22 protein-coding genes are annotated in these 18241 nt (G+C 59.0%); 8 read left to right on the forward strand and 14 right to left on the reverse strand.

All coding sequences use genetic code 11. From position 1 onward, the window contains the following. Positions 1-26: 26 nt before the first annotated feature. Positions 27-371 carry a hypothetical protein gene (locus NVV72_10930; protein ID MCR6659828.1) on the forward strand — a complete coding sequence of 115 codons (345 nt, stop codon included), beginning with the start codon at positions 27-29 and terminating at the stop codon, positions 369-371. Here NVV72_10930 and folB read toward each other — a convergent pair. The 5 genes from folB to NVV72_10955 form a co-directional block, all read right to left on the reverse strand. Beyond that, positions 368-721, reverse strand: a complete 354-nt coding sequence (gene folB / locus NVV72_10935) for a dihydroneopterin aldolase (GenBank protein MCR6659829.1) — start codon at positions 719-721, stop codon at positions 368-370. The two genes, NVV72_10930 and folB, sit on opposite strands and share 4 nt — an antisense overlap. Then, positions 718-1266: a 6-carboxytetrahydropterin synthase gene (locus NVV72_10940; protein ID MCR6659830.1), complete on the reverse strand. Its 549-nt coding sequence runs from the start codon at positions 1264-1266 to the stop codon at positions 718-720. The genes folB and NVV72_10940 overlap by 4 nt, the downstream gene beginning before the upstream one ends. A 65-nt stretch (positions 1267-1331) precedes the next feature. Next, the gene (locus tag NVV72_10945; GenBank protein MCR6659831.1) at positions 1332-1658 is read right to left on the reverse strand and encodes a hypothetical protein; all 327 of its coding nucleotides are present in this window, start codon (positions 1656-1658) and stop codon (positions 1332-1334) included. Positions 1659-1722: 64 nt separating this feature from the next. After that, positions 1723-2394 (reverse strand): class I SAM-dependent methyltransferase, encoded by a 672-nt coding sequence (locus NVV72_10950; GenBank protein ID MCR6659832.1) that lies wholly within the window; start codon positions 2392-2394, stop codon positions 1723-1725. Positions 2395-2512: 118 nt separating this feature from the next. Beyond that, positions 2513-3064, reverse strand: a complete 552-nt coding sequence (locus tag NVV72_10955; GenBank protein MCR6659833.1) for a hypothetical protein — start codon at positions 3062-3064, stop codon at positions 2513-2515. A gap of 508 nt (positions 3065-3572) precedes the next feature. Between NVV72_10955 and NVV72_10960 the strand changes: the two genes are divergently transcribed. From NVV72_10960 to NVV72_10970, 3 genes are read left to right on the forward strand one after another with little or no spacing between them, the layout of a single operon-like run. After that, positions 3573-4142, forward strand: coding sequence for a TIGR04255 family protein (locus tag NVV72_10960; protein ID MCR6659834.1), 570 nt, complete (start codon positions 3573-3575; stop codon positions 4140-4142). A gap of 10 nt (positions 4143-4152) precedes the next feature. After that, a complete protein-coding gene (locus NVV72_10965) occupies positions 4153-4665 on the forward strand; it encodes a hypothetical protein (GenBank protein MCR6659835.1) in 513 nt (170 codons plus the stop codon). Between the two features lie 8 nt (positions 4666-4673). Then, on the forward strand, positions 4674-5318 hold the full coding sequence (locus NVV72_10970; protein MCR6659836.1) for a hypothetical protein: 645 nt from the start codon (positions 4674-4676) through the stop codon (positions 5316-5318). A 250-nt stretch (positions 5319-5568) separates the two neighbouring features. On the opposite strand, the gene fba is transcribed toward NVV72_10970, so the two are convergent. From fba to NVV72_10995, 5 genes are all read right to left on the reverse strand, one after another. Next, on the reverse strand, positions 5569-6606 hold the full coding sequence (gene fba / locus NVV72_10975; protein MCR6659837.1) for a fructose-bisphosphate aldolase class II: 1038 nt from the start codon (positions 6604-6606) through the stop codon (positions 5569-5571). 137 nt (positions 6607-6743) lie between these two features. Further along, positions 6744-7943 carry a phosphoglycerate kinase gene (locus tag NVV72_10980; GenBank protein ID MCR6659838.1) on the reverse strand — a complete coding sequence of 400 codons (1200 nt, stop codon included), beginning with the start codon at positions 7941-7943 and terminating at the stop codon, positions 6744-6746. A 250-nt stretch (positions 7944-8193) separates the two neighbouring features. After that, a complete protein-coding gene (gap, locus tag NVV72_10985) occupies positions 8194-9216 on the reverse strand; it encodes a type I glyceraldehyde-3-phosphate dehydrogenase (GenBank protein ID MCR6659839.1) in 1023 nt (340 codons plus the stop codon). 189 nt (positions 9217-9405) lie between these two features. Then, positions 9406-11016 (reverse strand): ATP-binding protein, encoded by a 1611-nt coding sequence (locus tag NVV72_10990; GenBank protein ID MCR6659840.1) that lies wholly within the window; start codon positions 11014-11016, stop codon positions 9406-9408. 77 nt (positions 11017-11093) lie between these two features. Continuing rightward, positions 11094-11810: a response regulator gene (locus NVV72_10995; protein MCR6659841.1), complete on the reverse strand. Its 717-nt coding sequence runs from the start codon at positions 11808-11810 to the stop codon at positions 11094-11096. Between the two features lie 247 nt (positions 11811-12057). Here NVV72_10995 and NVV72_11000 point away from each other — a divergent pair, with 247 nt between their 5' ends. Together NVV72_11000 and NVV72_11005 are read left to right on the forward strand one after the other, a co-directional pair. Further along, complete coding sequence (locus tag NVV72_11000; GenBank protein ID MCR6659842.1) at positions 12058-12516, forward strand: EF-hand domain-containing protein; 459 nt, start codon at positions 12058-12060, stop codon at positions 12514-12516. Positions 12517-12765: 249 nt separating this feature from the next. After that, positions 12766-13254: an EF-hand domain-containing protein gene (locus NVV72_11005; GenBank protein MCR6659843.1), complete on the forward strand. Its 489-nt coding sequence runs from the start codon at positions 12766-12768 to the stop codon at positions 13252-13254. Positions 13255-13509: 255 nt separating this feature from the next. Here the strand turns inward: NVV72_11005 and tkt are convergent, their stop codons facing one another. Next, complete coding sequence (gene tkt, locus NVV72_11010; GenBank protein MCR6659844.1) at positions 13510-15450, reverse strand: transketolase; 1941 nt, start codon at positions 15448-15450, stop codon at positions 13510-13512. Positions 15451-15671: 221 nt separating this feature from the next. Between tkt and NVV72_11015 the strand changes: the two genes are divergently transcribed. Continuing rightward, positions 15672-15974 carry a hypothetical protein gene (locus tag NVV72_11015; protein ID MCR6659845.1) on the forward strand — a complete coding sequence of 101 codons (303 nt, stop codon included), beginning with the start codon at positions 15672-15674 and terminating at the stop codon, positions 15972-15974. Next, positions 15974-16300 (forward strand): cell division protein ZapA, encoded by a 327-nt coding sequence (locus tag NVV72_11020; GenBank protein MCR6659846.1) that lies wholly within the window; start codon positions 15974-15976, stop codon positions 16298-16300. The genes NVV72_11015 and NVV72_11020 overlap by 1 nt, the downstream gene beginning before the upstream one ends. Before the next feature lie 47 nt (positions 16301-16347). Here NVV72_11020 and NVV72_11025 read toward each other — a convergent pair whose 3' ends face one another. From NVV72_11025 to NVV72_11035, 3 genes are read right to left on the reverse strand one after another with little or no spacing between them, the layout of a single operon-like run. Beyond that, a complete protein-coding gene (locus NVV72_11025; protein ID MCR6659847.1) occupies positions 16348-17400 on the reverse strand; it encodes an aminotransferase class V-fold PLP-dependent enzyme in 1053 nt (350 codons plus the stop codon). After that, positions 17397-17747 carry a hypothetical protein gene (locus NVV72_11030; protein MCR6659848.1) on the reverse strand — a complete coding sequence of 117 codons (351 nt, stop codon included), beginning with the start codon at positions 17745-17747 and terminating at the stop codon, positions 17397-17399. Before NVV72_11030 ends, NVV72_11025 begins: the two co-directional genes overlap by 4 nt. Then, positions 17719-18135 (reverse strand): tryptophan 2,3-dioxygenase family protein, encoded by a 417-nt coding sequence (locus tag NVV72_11035; GenBank protein MCR6659849.1) that lies wholly within the window; start codon positions 18133-18135, stop codon positions 17719-17721. The genes NVV72_11030 and NVV72_11035 overlap by 29 nt, the downstream gene beginning before the upstream one ends. Positions 18136-18241: the final 106 nt, after the last annotated feature.

The following is an 18241-nucleotide window of genomic DNA, read 5'->3' on the forward strand; positions in this document are numbered from 1 at the left end:
CGGCGTGACTTTGAGGGGGGAATGTTATGAAGCGACTAACTGTCGTTATGGGCTTATTGCTGCTGACGGGCTGTGGCGGGCGCGTCGCTCAGCCCGTCCAACTGGTAAGGGATATCGATTCCAGTCTGACCTGTGATCATCTGAAGGCGGAATACGACAACAATCTGAAGCGTAGGGTGGAGTTGACGGGCGAGTCAGCCGACAAGGTCGGCAACAATATTGGCATATTACTGGTTTCCCCTCTGTTCCTGGATCTGTCGGACACGCAAAAGGTCGAAGTCAAGGCATTGTTGGCGCGAAACGAGCGCTTGCAGCAGTTGGCGACGACGAAATCATGCTCCGCCCTTATGCCGGCGGCCACGGGCCGTTAAGGCTCAAACACCACACAGACGCCCGCCTGGTCGGCATCGGCCAGGGCTTCCGGCTTGATCACCGAGACCTCGACACGACGGACATGCGGCAGGGCCACCAGCGTGCGCGCCATGTCCTCGGCCAGGGTTTCGACCAGCTTGATATGACCGCGATCGATGAACTCACGGGCAATCTGGCCGACCAGTTCGTAGTTGAGCGTATCCTTCAAGCCATGGATGGCGTGCAGGTCGAGATCGAAAACGGCGTCGATAATCAACGGCTGAGTGCGGCCATGTTCATGGTCATAGATGCCGATGGCGGCCTCAACCCTCAGGCCCTTGACGAAGACGCGACGCGAAATCAAGTTCATGATAAGGCATCCCACGCATCGGGGGCCAGCAGATCATTCAGGCTCATATCGGCGCGGTGGCACCATTCGCCCAGCCGGATCGGGCAGGCGGCGATATCGTCGGGCCCAAGCACCACGCTGTTGGTCGGGGTTTCCTCGATCTCGAAGCGCACACACTCGAATTCCGGCAGGTGCGCGGCCAGGATGGCGTTCAGCTTCATGTAGAGTGCGCTAGCGACGGCCTCGGTGGTGGGATCGCCCTCGATCACCAGCAGGCGCGGCAGCAGGTCCGGTTCATGCTGGCGGAAATAGCCAATCATCGGATCGTCATGGCCAAGCTGGAAGGCATGATCGAGACTGTCATCGACAAAGCGGTGCCAGTGGCGTTTCAGGTCGGCGAAGCTGGCGGCATAGTTGGCATTGCCCCAGCGCATGGCGCCGGCGTCCTTCGCCTGGAGGCTGACCACGACGAATTCATTATGGCCATGCGGTGTCAGGCACTTCGAATTGGCATCGAAGCGCAGGCGGTGGGCCATGGAAAAGCGGCGTTTGAACTGAAGCTGCACGGGAGGGGCCTATGGAAAACTCCTGCCTGCTAAATCCCATAGAGCCCCCGGAGTCAATCGGTACGTCAGGCGCGCACGTCGAAAACCATGTTGAACGGCGTTTCGGTGGCACGTCGGAAGTGTGAGAAGCCGGCATCCATTGCCACCTTGCGCAGCCGGATTTCGCCGGCCTGCGCCCCCAGGCCGAGGCCGACTTCCTGCGACAGCGAGGCCGGCGTGCAGACCATGGTGGAGGCGCCGTAGAAGATGCGGCCGACCGGATTGAGGTTTTCCTTCAACGTATCATGCGCGAAAGGCTCGACGATCATCCAGGTGCCGTCGGGCGCCAGGGTTTCCCTGACGTGTCGGCCAGCCCCGACTGGATCACCCATGTCGTGCAGGCAGTCGAACATGGCGACGAGGTCGTACTCGCGCGCCGGGAAATCCTTGGCCGAAGCCTGCTCGAAGGTAACGCGATCATCGACCCCGGCTTCCTTCGCGGCGGCCCATGGCGCGTTCGATGGAGGGGCCGTGATAATCGAAGCCGGTCAGTTTCGCGGTCGGGAACGCCTTGGCCATCAGTATGGTGGAGGCGCCGTGGCCGCAGCCGACATCGGCCACCCTCGCGCCGTGTTCGAGCTTGTCTTTCAGGCCGTCGATCGCCGGAATCCATTCCTCGATCAGGTGCGCATTATAGCCGGGCCGGAAGAAGCGCTCGGTGCCGCGGAAGAGGCACTGGCTGTGGTCGTGCCAGCCGACCCCGGCCCCGGTGCGGAAGGCTTCGGCGATCTTCGGTTCATCGAGCCAGATGGACTGCATGATCTCAAAAGCGCCGCCGAAAAAGGCCGGGCTGTCCTCCTCGGCAAAGGCCATGGCCTGTTCCGGCGACAGGCTGAAAGTGCCGTCTTCGTCATTATAATCGATATATTCGGCCGCGGCCTGGGCGGAGAGCCATTCGCGCAGGTAGCGCTCCTTGTAGCCGGTCTTGCGCGCCAGGCTTTCGGGCGTGACGGGCACGCCGTCGGCCATGGCCTTGTAGAGGCCGAGCTGGTCGCCCAGCAGGACAGTGGCGCCGGTGACGGAGGCGCCCAGCTCGCCGACCATCCGGCCGACCAGTGCATCGAGTTTTTGGGGATCGGGTTGACGCATGACTGTGCTCCTTGTGAATGGACCACTTCGTCTCTGCGCCGGAAAGGATGTGCGGAACTTTTGCCGGAGTGTACGCCTGTCCGAAACGCGCGGCAAGCGGGCTCAGTTCAGCCCGCCATCAGGCGGGCGGCGGAGGTTTTTGCACGGGTTTGACCTGTGCCTGGGCGGCTCTTTTCAGGGCCAGTTCGGCCCGTGCCGTTTCGAAAGCCTCGGTGTAATCGACATAGGTGACCTTGGGGCCACCGGCGGGCGCGGCCTTATGGGGCAGCGGCGCGGCGGAGGCTGGTGCAGTCTGTGCGATATTTTGGACAATGTCTTCAGCAGCGTCCCACCATGATCCCAGAGCCTGACGGCGCTCTTCGCCCCATTTCAGCGTACTGGCCAGCGAGACGCGCGCCTTGATGGCCGCGACCTCATGGGTGGCGCGTTCGGCTTCGAGCTGGTGCGGATTGGGCGACTTGTCGCGCGTCTGGCGCTCGGCGCGGTCGCAGCGGCTGTAGACGCGCTCGATCATGGCAGCCACGCGTACGGCGCGCTCGACGCCCGGCATATCTTCGGGATCGTCCATGGCGGTGATCTTCAACAGCATTCGGTCGGCAAAGGCGCGCAACATCTCGCGCCGCTCTTCCGGCGTCAGTTGTGCCTGTGCTGTCTGGTCATCCAAAGCCATGGGTACAGAATGCACCGGGAAATTTGAGAGGGGATAATTGTTGGGAGTTGGCCCTTAGGCGGCGTTGACGATCTCGTTAAAAGTGCAAAAGCGGACGTGGCTAGTGAACAGCATCGTTCGTAAGTATGAGACCGCCGGGTACTCTCTGTAAAATTTCCCCGTAGTTAGTTGGTCGCTTCATAATGTTGGCCAGCTCGGAATCTTGCCGTCTGAATGCTGCATTAGGAGCGGCAATATGTACGGTAGACAAGAGTCATAGTTCAAACTACAGTCGAATCAAAAGGAAAGAGGGCTATGCGTTTTCCGGAGACCGGTCGGATCATTTATGAACGAAATCCCATCCGGGAGGTGATCTGTCAAATCAGTTTTCCGCGCGCCTTAATCATTGAGGGAACTCTTCCTTTTGAATTTCAAGAGGCCATTAAGCCTCTCTTCCCTAACGTATCGATCCGCGATATAGTCCCGCTCTCCATTACGTCATTTTCGCCAAGCGAAAATGACGCTGCACTTGATCGACGCAGACAGCTGTACGATTTTTTCCACCGAAGACGGGAAATTCACTTGTACGTTATCTAGTGAATTTCTGGCTTTAACGGCGACCTCGTACGAATGCTGGGAAAATTTTCTTCAACACCTTCAACCTACACTCGAAGCGCTGGCTGACATATATTCGCCACCGTATTTTACAAGACTCGGGCTTAGGTATCGAAATGTCTTCGATAGGGAGACGTTAAATCTTTCTGCGACACGGTGGGGAGATCTGGTTCGACCGGCTGCCTTGGGCATTGTATCTGAGGAAGATGTTAAGATAGATGATGTAATCGAAGCACAGTCTGCGGTTGCGATCGAGCTAGAAACGGGAAAGTTGTTTTGTCGATATGGCCTTTTGAAAGAAGGCGATGGACCTAACAAGTTCCTGTTGGATAATGATTTTTTTCTTGATCAAAATATACGAGGAGTAAAAGATGCAGTTGGCACCCTCGCAAAACTTAATAACCAGTCAGGCTCAGTCTTTAGATGGTTCATCAAAGACGCGCTCCATAATGCTATGGAACCAAAAAACGCTGAGAAAAAATGAGCAATCCCATATGGTAATTTATAACTGTGCTATAAACGCCGGCTCAATTTTTACGCAAGCTATGCCAAAGGCGTGGGTTTTGGCGAATTATCGACCAATGGGGAAGAGCATTGGATGCGTTTTTAAAGTTGATAGAGTTGTACAAGATTTTTATTGGTTTGAGGAAAGGCAAAACACGAAATCGTTCGTGACCGATGAACCAAGTGTGCCCAAATCTGATCTCTCTTGGTATTTTGAAGCAACTGCAAAAAGTGCTGGTAAGGCAGAATCAAGCGAAATCGTTGCAGTAATAAATGGATTTCATCAGCTTGTTGCTAAAGGCGAATTCTCGACTATCGATTCACTGATTACTCTTTGTGACGTGAAAAAAGTTAGAGACGAAATATTGGTGGCGTTTGTTGAAAGCTTGTATGCTTTTCGAAAAAATATTGCTCGTTACGAGAAGCTATTTCTCAAGGTTGGACGAGAGTTATCTGCTCGGGGATATGATCGTAATGAAGTTTTGCAAGGTTTGAGCGAATAATATGATTTTTGGAGGGGGGAGATCAGGCATTTGATAATCTTGAAGATGTCGGGTTGGCTATCAAGTCGACATCATTAGGATATCACTGCGGCTTTTTTTATGTAGTAGATGGGGGGGAACCCCGGTTCTTGCATTTAGCATTTCATCATGATTTAAGAGATGAAATGGCGAGGCCGGATTATTTTTGGATTAATTTGAAGTATCCGAGTATTCGTAAGAGATCTTTGGCTGCATATTTATCGATAATCAAAGCGGCCAATGAAAACCAAATCGCATATGGATTTGATACTGGCGACGGCGCTTTCGATCCTGACAATGGATATTATTCCACTACGCTTCCCGGAAAAGGACTGACGTGCGCAACTTTCGTTTATAAACTGCTAGAAGCGAGAGGCTATCATCTGATTGATTTTTCTACGTGGGAGGAGCGTGCCGAAGATTCTGATTGGTTCACGAAAATAATCGAGGCGATGCGATTACATGGTGCGTCAGCCGAGCATATCGAAGCCATGCAAAACAATCTGCCAGCCAGGCGGCTCAGGCCTACCGAAATTGTGGGCGCTGCCCTTGCGGACGATCGTCCGGTAAGTTTCGTGGATGCTAAGGCAATGGCGGAGCAAATCGTGGTGCGGATGGCAAGTCTTGCCGCATAACTTCACGCGCGTTCCGGTAATTTGTTCGGATCAGAAAACGAAAATCGTCAAGTCGCCCAGCAGCGGATATGTCCTATTTTGGGCACACCATGCCACTTCAATCAATTTCGGTACTGGGGCGCAAACGGGCGCAGAGCGTCTTTTTGTTAATCTCGGTTTGCGACCGAAAAGCTATTGCGCTTCACCACTATTTCCAAACAAAAAAGCCACCGCGAGCGGTGGCTTTTCGTGCGTCTAAAACAAGCAATCCTTACAGATAGAACTGCACCATATTCTGCAGCGAGACCGGCTTGATCTTCGGGGCATTGCCGGCGGTGCCGAACTGCTCGAAACGGTCTTCGCAGACCTTTTGCATCAGGGCATAGGCCGGCTTGAAATAGCTGCGCGGATCGAAGCCGGCGGGGTTTTCGGCCATGGTCTTGCGGATGCCGGCGGTGATGGCCAGGCGCAGGTCGGTATCGATATTGATCTTGCGCACGCCCATCTTGATGGCCTTTTGCAGTTCCTCGACCGGTACGCCCCAGGTCTGCGGAATGGCGCCGCCATAGGCGTTGATCTCGTCCTGCAATTCCTGCGGCACCGAAGACGAGCCGTGCATGACGAGATGGGTATTGGGCAGGCGCTTGTGGATGGCCTCAATGACGTGCATGGCCAGCACTTCACCATCCGGCTTGCGGGTGAACTTGTAGGCGCCGTGGCTGGTGCCCATCGCAATCGCCAGGGCATCGACGCCGGTTTTGGCGACGAAATCGACGGCCTGGTCCGGATCGGTCAGGAGCTGATCATGCGACAGGACGCCCTCGGCGCCGTGGCCGTCTTCCGCCTCGCCCATGCCGGTTTCCAGCGAGCCCAGAACGCCCAGTTCGCCTTCGACCGAGACGCCGCAGGCATGGGCCATCTCGACCACCTTGCGCGTGATATCGACATTGTATTCGTAATCGGCGGGGGTTTTGGCGTCGGCCTTCAGGGAGCCATCCATCATCACCGAGGTAAAGCCGTGCTGGATGGCCGAGGCGCAGGTGCCTAAGCTATTGCCGTGGTCCTGGTGCATACACAGCGGCACTTCGGGGTAGATTTCGGCCAGCGCATTGATGATGCGCTTCAGCATCAGGTCGTTGGCATAGGCGCGGGCGCCGCGCGAAGCCTGGAGGATCACCGGGGACGCGGTCTTGCGCGCCGCCTCCATGATGGCGATGCCCTGTTCCATGTTGTTGATGTTGAAGCCCGGCACGCCGTAGTTATTTTCGGCGGCGTGATCGAGCAACTGACGCAGACTTATACGAGCCATTATTTTCCCTTTTTGGCTAATGTAATTGCCCTGTGGCGGGGCGGTAAACTGTCCGGACGGAGTGGTCTTTGACCTGTTTTGAACCATCCGGACATAAATTTTAAATAGGCCAGTAACCCTGCAATTACTGTTCCAAATTACGCTTCGAGGGCAGCGACTCCTGGCAGAACCTTGCCCTCCATCCATTCCAGGAAGGCGCCACCGGCGGTCGAGACAAACGTCATGTCGTCGGTCACGCCGGCGTGGTTCAGCGCGGCAACGGTATCGCCGCCACCGGCCACGGCGACCAGCTTACCTGATTTGGTTTGCTCCGCAGCAAATTTCGCGGCGGCGACCGTCGCGGCATCGAAAGGTGGTAATTCAAACACACCGAGCGGGCCGTTCCAGATCAGGGTCTTGGCGCCGGCCATGATCTTGCACAGTTCATCGACCGTCTTCGAGCCGGCGTCGAAAATCTTGTCGGCATCGGAGAGGGGCGCGCCGATGTCTTCGGTGCGGTTGGCGGCATTGGCCTTGAATTCCTGGGCCACCACGATATCGAGCGGCAGCAGCAGGCGGCAATCGGCTTGGGCCGCGGCGGCCATGATCTCAAGCGCGGTGTCTTTCAGGTCTTTTTCGCACAAGGAACCACCGACATCATAGCCTTGTGCGAACAGGAAGGTATTGGCCATGCCGCCGCCGATGGCGAGGTAATCGAGCTTGGTGACCAGGTTCTTCAGCAGGTCGAGCTTGGTCGAGACCTTGGAGCCGCCGACAATGCCGAGCGTCGGACGCTGCGGGTTGCCAAGGGCCGCATCAAGCGCGGTCAGTTCGCGGCGCATCGATTCGCCGGCATAGGCGGGCAGAAGGTGGGCCACACCTTCGGTCGAGGCATGGGCGCGGTGGGCGGCGGAGAAGGCGTCGTTGACGTAGATGTCGCCGAGGTGCGCAAAATGCTCAGCCAACTTGGGATCGTTGGTTTCTTCGCCTGCATGGAAACGTGTATTTTCGACCAGCAAGACGGCACCTCCACTAAGGTTGTCGGCATCCAGATAGGCGGGGTGTTCTTGCGTGTCTTCTGCGAAACCGGCGGGTTGTCCCAAAAGGGCTGAAAGCGGCTCGACTATGGGTTTCAAGCTCATCTCCGCGACGCGCTTACCCTTCGGGCGATCAAAGTGCGCCAGCAGGACAATACCTTCAGCACCTAGCGACTGAAGTTTACGGATAGTGGGCAACGCCACGCGCAACCGGGTGTCATCGGTGACGCGGCCATTTTCCATAGGCACGTTGAAATCTACGCGCACAACAGCCGTTAACCCGATAGGGGCGGTGAGGTCATCGAGGGTTTTAAAGGGCATGGGAGGCTCCGGCGAATGGAAAAGTAAAGTAAGAAACCCCACCACCATTCGCTATGCTCATGGTCCCCCTCCCCAAACGCTTTGCGTTCAGGGAGGTATATAGAGTGCTTTCTTATACCTCCCTGAATTTGTCTTCAAATTCGGGGAGGGGGACCGCACGAAGCCGTAGGCTGAGATGCGGTGGTGGGGTTTCTTGCTTAGATAAAAACATGAAAAGTCCCGCTAGATTGCTCCAGCGGGGTTCAGCTTATCAGAGGAACTTGCCGAAGGCGACGGCGGTATCGGCCATGCGCGAGGAGAAGCCCCACTCGTTGTCGTACCACGAGAGGATACGCACCAGCTTGCCGCCGATAACCTGGGTCTGGGCCAGGGCGAAGGTCGAGGAGGCCGGCTCGTGGTTGAAGTCGTGCGACACCAGCGGCTCATCGGTATAGGCCAGCACGCCCTTCATGGCGCCATCGGCGGCAGCGATGATGGCGGCATTGATATCGTCCTTGGTGACGTCGCGCGAGGCATTGAACACCAGGTCGACGGCCGAGACGTTGGGGGTCGGCACGCGGATCGAGGAGCCGTCGAACTTGCCCTTCAGTTCCGGGATGACCAGACCGATCGCCTTGGCGGCGCCGGTCGAGGTCGGGATCATGCTGAGGGCGGCGGCGCGGGCGCGATAGAGGTCCTTGTGCATCTGGTCGAGCGACGGCTGGTCGTTGGTATAGGAGTGGATCGTCGTCATATAACCCGACTCGATGCCGCACAGGTCGTTCAGCACCTTGGCGACGGGGGCCAGGCAGTTGGTGGTGCAGGAGGCGTTCGAGATGACCATGTCGGCGGCGGCCAGGCTGTCGTGGTTGACGCCGTAGACGATGGTCTTGTCGGCGCCGTCGGCCGGGGCCGAGACGATAACGCGCTTGGCGCCGGCTTCGAGGTGGGCAGCGGCCTTGTCGCGCGCGGTGAAGATGCCGGTGCATTCAAAGGCGATATCGACGCCGAGATCCTTGTGCGGCAGTTCGGCCGGATTGCGGATGGCGGTCACCTTTATGGGCGCATAGGTGCGGCCATTGGCGGTGATGACCAGGCTGTCGCCTTCGACGGCGACCTTGGCGGGGAATCTGCCATGGATCGAATCGTAGCGCAGCAGATGCGCATTGGTTTCCACCGGGCCCAGGTCGTTGATCGCAACCACTTCGATGTCCGTGCGGTTATGCTCGATGATCGAGCGCAGAACCAGACGGCCGATGCGGCCAAAACCGTTGATGGCGACACGTAAAGCCATGGGGGAATCCTTTTATGAGATAGCAGCACCAATCGCTGTAATTGCGCGGTGGTTTTTTAACCTCAAGGCTTTGAAGTCAAGCCTTATTTCGCGCTGATCAATATATGGTAACGCTATCACCGCAATTCCAGATCAGGGGCTTATAATCAGGGCTTTCGGAGGAAGTTTTATAGTCAAATCTGTAACGATTTATCGCGCCAGTATCGGCAGAACCATCAACAGTTCAAGACCTGCAACTTCGGTGCCTTCGTAGCGGTTTGCAGCGGTCAGGGTCCCGCCTTGCGCTTCGGTCAGGGCGCGCGCCACGCTGAGGCCAAGACCCGTGCCGCCGGTATCGCGGTTGCGTGAGGATTCAAGGCGGTAGAAGGGCTCGAACACCGTCTCCAGAGCTTCGGGCGGCAGGCCTGGACCATTATCGATCACGCGCAATTCTGCCTTGCCGCCACGCGCTGACAGTTGGATGCGGCAGCCGCCGGCATAGCGACCGGCGTTTTCGACGAGGTTGATCAGGATGCGTTTCAGGGCCACGGCGTCACCCTTGACCATGATATTGTCCTCGATCCGTGACGGCTCCATGGTGCAGACGGCGCACAGGTCGTCGCTCAGGGAATCGACAAGGGCCGAGAAATCGAGCAGGCGCAGGGTCTCGTTCATCTTGTGGGCGCTGGTGAAGCTCATGGCGCTGCGGATCAGGCCGTCCATATGGGCGATGTCACCGTTCAGCTTTTCACGCAGCGGGCCGGGGACATCTTCGATACGCAGGCGCATCCGGGCCAGGGGCGTCTTGAGGTCATGGGCGATGGCGGCCATCAGCATGGTGCGGCTTTCGACCTGCTTGCGGATACGCGCCTGCATCTCATTCAGCACATCAGCGGCGGCGCGCACCTCGCGTGGTCCGGCGGAAAGCACGGGTGGCGCATTGTCTTCCACGCTCAGCTTGGAGGCGGCTTCCGAAAAGGCGATGATCGGCCGGGACAGGCGCTGGGACAGCCACCAGGCCAGCGGCAGGATCAGGAGGGCGGTCAGCACGAAGCCGAGCAGAAGGCGCTCTTGCCAGGGCGCGATCAGTTCCTTCGGCGGCGTCAGCACGCGCCAGGTGCCATCCTTGAGCTGCCAGGCGGCGCTGAAAGCCGGGTAGAAAATTTCCGCCCGCGTTTCGCCATTGACGACGCGATTGCCACCAAAATTACCCGGACCATTGCCGGGAGGGAAGTTGCCCCCCTGGCAGGGCCGAAGCCTGGATTCTGGCGGTCCACCTTGCGGCTCACTTTGGTGATCGTTCGGGGAGGCTTGCATGGCGGGCTGCCGGCTATCTGCGGACTGATCCTGAGAGGCGCTGAACCGGGGATTATCCGGCCCCGAATCCGGCCCGGCGCTGGAGCCATTGTTCGGTCCCATCGGGCCACCCCCAAAGTTGGGACCGCCGCCAAAATTATTGCGTTGAAACGCGAACTGCCTGGGGCCGTTATCGAAGCGCCCGCGCGGCTTTATATGGACGAAGATCGTATCCGCCGGCACGTGCAGTTCCGCCGCCAGCCTCTGGGCGATACTGGACTGGAAGTTGAAGGTGCGCTGGGCGCGATCATCATCTGTGGCGGGCGCCTGATCGATAAAGGCCGGGCGTGCGGAGACGGTCGTGGCCTTGAGCCTGTGACCATTCTGCAGACGGACCTCGCCCGTCTTGAGCGCGGTGACGGCCTCGGCCAGGCTGTAACCGGAAGGCGGGGGTTCGGGCGCCATGAGCACCACAAGCACGGGTATGACCAGCGCCAGAACGAGCACGGCGAGGCTCAAGCCCATCACCTGCCAGAAGATCGGCAGGGAGATCAGCAGTTTACGCGGGGGGAGGCGGGCAAGGGACTCAAAGACGGTTCCGGTTACTTCAGAGGCTTGAACATATAGCCGATGCCGCGGATGGTACGGATGATGTCTTCATTGGCGTCATCGCTCAGCTTTTTGCGGAGGCGGGAAATCTGCACGTCGATGGCGCGGTCGAAGCTGTCGGTGTTCGGCCCGTGCAGGTAATCGAGGATCTGGTCGCGGGAAAGGGCGCGGCCCGGACGATCGAGGAAGACGCGCAACAGTTCGAATTCGGCATTGGAAAGCGCCACCTGTATGCCGTCGGGGCGGACCAGGGTGCGCTTGATATTGTCGAGCTGCCAGTTGAAGAAATGCGTGATCGGCGACTTCTCACCATTCCCGTTGCGGGCTTCGCGGCGGCGCATGACAGCGCGGATGCGGGCCAGCAGTTCGCGCGGATGGAACGGCTTGGCCATGTAGTCATCGGCGCCGAGTTCGAGGCCGACAATGCGGTCGATTTCCTCGCCGCGCGCCGACAGCATGATGACCGGCGGGCCGCCCTGTTCATTGATCCGCTTGCAGATCGAGAGACCGTCCTCGCCCGGCATCATGTAATCGAGCACGATCAGGTGAATGTCACCGCGCGCCAGGATCTTTTCCATGTCTCGCCCTTGAGCCGCCGTCTGGACCTCGAAGCCGTTCTGGCTCAGGAAGCCGCTGATCAGTTCGCGTAGATCGGCGTCATCATCGACGACAAGGATGCGCGTGGGGGTGGCGGTGAGGGTTTGGGACATGACGGACTGTACGGCTGATGACATGGCGACGATACTCGTGATTGAGGGCGCTGATAAGGAAAAAGACCTGTGACCGCAATGACGCAGGCTTACGGCTTTCCGATGTCGCCGCTGTCATAATAAATCTTATTTTGGCCCGATTCCGAGGTCGGCCTGACATCGGCGGGCAATATGACGGGCGCATCATGATGATCAACAGAGAGCGACTGATGTGTCGCTCTTTTATGAAATGACGAGGATACACAGCATGTTAAAGCCTGTTCACTGGCTGGGTCTGTCCCTGGCACTCGCCGGCATATGCGCCCTGCCGGCCCTGGCGGACGGAACGAACGCTGAAACAACCGATGGCCTGGCAAGGCCGGCCTTCAGCGATATCGATACCAATAAGGATGGCATGATCAGCCAGGCCGAATTCGACGCTTTCCATCCGAAAAGACCGGATGTGGATCATGGACGCGGCCGTGAGCATGACGGCCCCCGTGGCAGGGGCGGTCCCATGCCTTTCCATGGACCTGATATCAAACAACTCGATACCGACAAGGATGGCAGGATCAGCCTTGAGGAATTCAGCGCGCCGATGAAGGCCCATTTTGCTCGGATGGATGCCAACAAGGACGGTTATCTCGATGAGACCGAATTGAAGGCGCCGTCCCCGCCACCGGAAGGGGGACCGGATGGAGATGGTCCGCCGCCACCTGAAAAGTGAGGATTTCCGGGAGGCATTGTGCCTTCCGGCAAGGGCGACCGCCCGCCGGCGCTGATGCGCCGAGCCATGCGGCTTGAGCTGAAAAAAAAGTTGCCGTGGATGGCACACCTGGCCGGAGCGAAAGCTCCGGTCTTTTTTTATGAAAAAATTCCGCAAAAATTTTTGCGACGGAAAATATCACCGCTTCCGTTTGACTGGATAACGGCACGAATGGGGACTGTTCGTTCTATCCACTCAGGAACTCAACTCATGTCACGTACACTGACGTTTGTTTCTATCATGGCGCTTGGCGCGGCCCTTGTGGGCGGTGCGCTGGCGCAAACCACCATGAATATGCCTGGCAAGCATCACGGCCCAAAAGCCGGTATGCGCTTTGACGCCATGGATACCAACAAGGACGGCGCGCTCGACAAGAGCGAAGTCGAGGCCAAGTCTGGGGGCCGCCTCGCCAAGGCTTTTGACGAGATCGACGCCAATAAAGACGGCCAGGTAACGAAGGACGAACTCAAGGCCGGCTGGCAGGCGCATCGCGCCGAACGCCAGGCCAAAATGCTCGCCCGCATCGATACCGACAAGGACGGCAAGGTGTCGTGGGCCGAAAGCGAGGCCATGGCGAAAGCCCGCTTCGACAAGGCCGACGCCAACCATGACGGCTTCCTTGACGCCACGGAATTGTCGCAGGGCCATAAGGGCTGGCGCCATCACCGTCAGGATATGGCGCCCCAGCAGGGACGCTAAACAGCTTCTGTAATGTCCGTATCTCCCCGGAGCGGACAGGACAGATCGGAGCCGTGACAGCCGCCGCTGTCACGGCTCTTTTTTGCAAAAAAGAGCGAAGAGGCGCGCAAACGTGCGCGGCGCGCAGTCGCGCTTGCCAAAATGCGATTGGTCATCGCATTTTGGAGGCATAAAACGGCTCCGTATGGAAGTAGAAAATAAAAAAGCCCCGTCCGGAACTCGGATGGGGCTTTTGTTTTTGGAGTGTGCGGCTTTTTACAGCGCGGCCTTGACCTTGGCGACCACGTTTTCAGCCGTGATGCCGAACTCCTTGTAGAGGCGGTCGGCTGGGGCCGACGCGCCGAAGCTCGACATGCCGACAAACAGGCCGTCTTCGCCGATGAAGCGTTCCCAGCCGAAGCGAGCGGCGGCTTCGACGGCGATGCGCACCGGCGCGGTGCCGATGACCGAGGCCTTGTAAGCCGCCGGCTGGGCGTCAAAGACATCCCACGAAGGGGTCGAGACGACGCGGGTTGGGATGCCATCGGCTTCCAGTTGCTTTTGTGCTGCGACGGCGATGGAGACTTCCGTGCCGGAAGCGAAAATGGTGGCCTTGGCGTCACCGGAGGCGGTGACCAGCTCGTAGGCGCCCTTCAGTGAAAGGTCACCACCTTGCGAACGGACAGCCGGCACCTTCTGGCGCGACAGGACAAGCATGGATGGGCCCTTGGCCTTTACGGCGGCTTTCCAGCATTCGGCGGCCTCGACCATGTCGGCCGGGCGGAAGACGTGCAGGCCGGGCATGGCGCGGTAAGAGGCCAGGTGCTCGACCGGCTGGTGGGTCGGACCGTCTTCGCCGACGCCGATCGAATCGTGCGTCATGACGTGGACGACCTTGGCGCCCATCAGCGCACCGAGGCGGATCGCCGGGCGGCTGTAGTCCGAAAACACGAAGAAGGTGCCGGCATAGGGCAGGATGCCGCCATGCAGGGCCATGCCGTTCATCGCCGCAGCCATGCCGAATTCACGCACGCCGTAATGGACGTAGCGGCCGGCATAGTCGGGCTCGTCAAAGGCGGTCATGCCTTTCACCAGGGTATTGACCGAGCCGGTGAGGTCGGCCGAGCCGCCGATCATGGATTCGATCACCGGCGTCAGGGTTGCCAGTGCCTTGCCGGAGCAGGAGCGGGTGGCGTCGGCCGGCTTGGTGGCGATAGCGTCGGCGATGTGGGCATCCAGCGCTTCAAACGCATTGGCGGGCAGCTTGCCGGTCATGGCGGCGGCCAGTTCGGCGCCTTTCGGATGCGCCTTGGCACGGGCATCCCAGTCCTTGCGGACCCCGGTGCCCTTGCGGCCGGCGGCCAGCCAGGCCTTGCTGATGTTTTCCGGCAGGGTGAAGGGGGCGGCCAGCCAGTCCATATGTTCGCGGGCGGCCTTGATTTCATCGTCCATCAGGTTGTAGCCGTGGCCGTGCTTGTCGCCTTCCTTAGCGCCGGCGCGACGCGACACGGCGGTCTTGCAGGCGATCATGACCGGCTTCTGCTGCTGGGTGGCCCAGCGCATGGCGGCGGCGATCTTGGAATGATCGTGGCCGTCAACGGCCTTTACCGCCCAGCCGGCGGCCTTGAAGCGGGCGAGCTGGTCGCCGGTTTCGGCCACGGTGGCGTAACCATCGATGGTGACATTATTGTCGTCGAACAGGACGATCAGGTTCTTCAGCTTGAGGCGGCCGGCCAGCGAGATGGCTTCGTGCGATACGCCTTCCATCAGGCAGCCGTCACCGGCGATGACCCAGGTGCGGTGGTTGACGAGCTCGTCACCGAAGCGGGCATTGAGGTGGCGTTCGGCCATGGCCATGCCGACGGCGGTGGCCAGGCCCTGGCCGAGCGGGCCGGTGGTGCATTCGACGCCGGGGGTGTGGCCGTATTCCGGGTGGCCGGCGGTGGTGGAGCCCCACTGGCGGAAATTCTCGATGTCCTTCATCGAGACCGATTTGAAGCCGGTCAGGTGCAGCAGCGAATAGAGCAGCATCGAGCCGTGGCCGGCAGAGAGCACGAAACGGTCGCGGTCGGCCCAGTCGGGTTGTTTCGGATCGTACTTCAGGAACTTGGTCCACAGCACAGTGGCGACATCGGCCATGCCCATCGGCATACCCTGGTGGCCGGACTTCGCATTATGCACCGCCTCCATGGACAGGACGCGGATGGCATCCGCCATAAGAACACCGGAGGGCTTTGTTGTGGGAGCGGCTGCAACAGCGCTTGTGGACATGGGTGAGTCTCTATTAAAGTGTTAACGAGTACGGAGATTTGCCGTGCCTTTAGCCGAACTTGCCGGCTAAGTGTAGAATTTAATGCGTTTTGCGCACGATTCTTACCGGTTTTGGTCCGGAAGCGGACGAATCGGGGAAGCGCGGCGCATATCGGAGGAGAGCGGTTATGGAGCATTCCCAGACTCATTTGGCACCGAATCATCCGGCTGGCGGTAGCCTGAATGTCGCCGTCGATCGACTGGACCGGGCGCTGGAGGCCCTTGAAGCCCGTGTTCGGGCGCTGCAATCCGGAGAACCCCTGCCGGAATTCACCGGCTCCGGCACCAATGACGAGTATGAGCGGGTGCTGGCCGAACTGGAAGAGGCGCGCACCTCCAATGCCGAACTGGCCGCCGCGGCTTCCGCCGCCCATGCCGCCCTGGGCGCCGCCGCCGCCAATATCCGCCAGCTTGTCAGTGGGGTAATGTAATGGGAGAGGTCACGGTCCGCGTCAATAACAAGCCCTATACGGTCGGTTGCGCCGATGGCCAGGAAGGTCGCGTGCAGGAACTGGCGCGCAAGTTCGACGAGCATGTCGAGATGGTGGTGTCCGATGTCGGTTCGATCGGCGAGGTGCGGCTGTTCCTCATGGCGGCCCTGCTGATGATCGACGAGATGCAGGATCTGCGCCTGCAACTGGATGAGGCCAGTTCGGCCAATGCCCGCATGAACGCCGGCGCGCATGAAATGGAGCGCAAGGCGGCCTTCGCCATAACCGACGCCGCCGCGCGTCTGGAGCGGCTGTTGGGGGCTTAGATATTTATATCTCCCCAAAACGCTGAAGCGTTTTAGGGAGATATAGGTTATGCTAAGCACCCGGCCACGATATCGGCGTCTTCTTCTGTATTGTAGATATGGAATGACAGGCGCAGCACATCGCCACGCCGATCAAAGCGGCAGCCGGCGGCGGTCAGGGCGGCCATCGTCTTCTCCATATGCGACGGTTTATGGCACAGGGTGCCGCCCTTGTCGGAACGATCCGACGGATCGATCCGGGCGATCAGGGCGCGGTTGTGCTTGATTATCGCCTCCACACCGATATCGCGGATGGTGCGAATGCCGGTGGTGGCCAGCACATAGGGTGCGACCGAGGGCGTGCCGCCCCAGAACCGGCGGGCATCCGAGGCATAATGGAAATCGCGGATATCGAAATCAAACGGGTTCTCATGCGAAAACCAGCCGACATTCAGCGGCCTGAGGTCATGCGGACACCATAAAAAACCGGCGCCCGGTCCGCCGCACAGCCATTTCAGGCACGAACCGATCAGGGCATCGGCCTGCCAGGCCGTGACATCGATCGGTAATATGCCTGCCGATTGCGCCACGTCGATAATGCTGAAAATGCCGCGCGTGCGGGCCAGGCCCGCGATCTCCGCCACCGGAGACACGATGCTGGTATTGGAATGGACGTGCATGGCCACGACGACCGCGACATCGGATGTCATCGCCGCTTCCCAGGTGGCGATATCGGCGGGATCGCCTTCCAGAATCCCAAAACGAAAGCCCAGCCGTTGGGCCTGTTGCGCCACGAAACCCAGCGACGGGAAAGCCTGCGCCGACATGATGATCCGGTCGCGGCCCTTTTCCAGAGTCAGCCCTGAGAGAAGGGCGAACAAGGCCGCCGAAACATTGGGCTGCGGGCAGTAGTCCGCCATCCGCCCGCCCAGCAGATCGGCCAAAGCCGTGCGAAAATCATCAATCGCATCAAGCCATAAGGGCCAGCTTTCGCCGGGGGTCGCGGTCCAGGGGGTAAAGAAATGTGCCTCGAAATCACCGCGCGCCGCCTTTGGCAACAGGCCCGCCGAATGACTGAGCAAATAGGGACCACCGGGCGGCTTTTCAAACAGCTCGATCATTCGGCTACGCTCAGTGAGGGCCGGACCTTGCCATAGGCACCACCCCAGGCATCTGTCATCTCATGGCGCACGGCCCATAGTTCGGGGAAGAAGCGGTGACGTGCGCCAGCATAGAGCAGTTCGACCGGCCGGCCTTTCAGCGAGGCCGCGCCCATGCCGATGGTCCGCTGGATCAGGAAGATATGGTTGGATCGGAACTTGCCCATGCGCTCATCGAATTCGATCAGGCATTCGGCAATGACATAGGCGTCGTCATGGGCATATTTGGTGTCGTAGATATCGCGCACCGTCAGGCCGCGACCGGTGAGATAACGGGCCTCATAGGTCTCCCAAAGTTCCGGCGGCATCTTCATCAGGGTGCGGAAGCCGGGCGATTCGGCCGGAGCCATTGCCCAGTTGCAGGCGGATCTGCTGGTAATCGTGCGGCGACATGGTTTCCAGCAGGTCAAGCTGTTCGCTCATCAGCCGGATAATCATATTGCAGCGGGAAAACAGGGTCACGACCTTGTGGACATGACTCGCCTGCATGTGGTCGTTAATATCGAGCAGGGTGTGGACCATCAGTTTCATCCACAATTCCTCGACCTGGTGGACGATCTGGAATTGCAGTTCATCGGCATTGACCATGGCCGCCATCGGCTTCTGGCAGGCGAGCAGGCGGTCGGTTTGCAGATAGAGTTCGTAATCCAGCTTCGCGGGCGCGGAAAGCTGGTCGATATAGGACTGGCGGTTCATGTCGTGTCTCCCTTTTGTGGCCAGCCTAACGCGCTTTTCGCTGAACATTGTTTCTATTGTGCTTGTAATTTGCGCTATATAGGAAACGATTTATCTGAATATTTGT

The sequence above is a fragment of the Asticcacaulis sp. genome (assembly GCA_024707255.1).
In the GTDB taxonomy this organism is placed as follows: Bacteria; Pseudomonadota; Alphaproteobacteria; order Caulobacterales; family Caulobacteraceae; genus Asticcacaulis.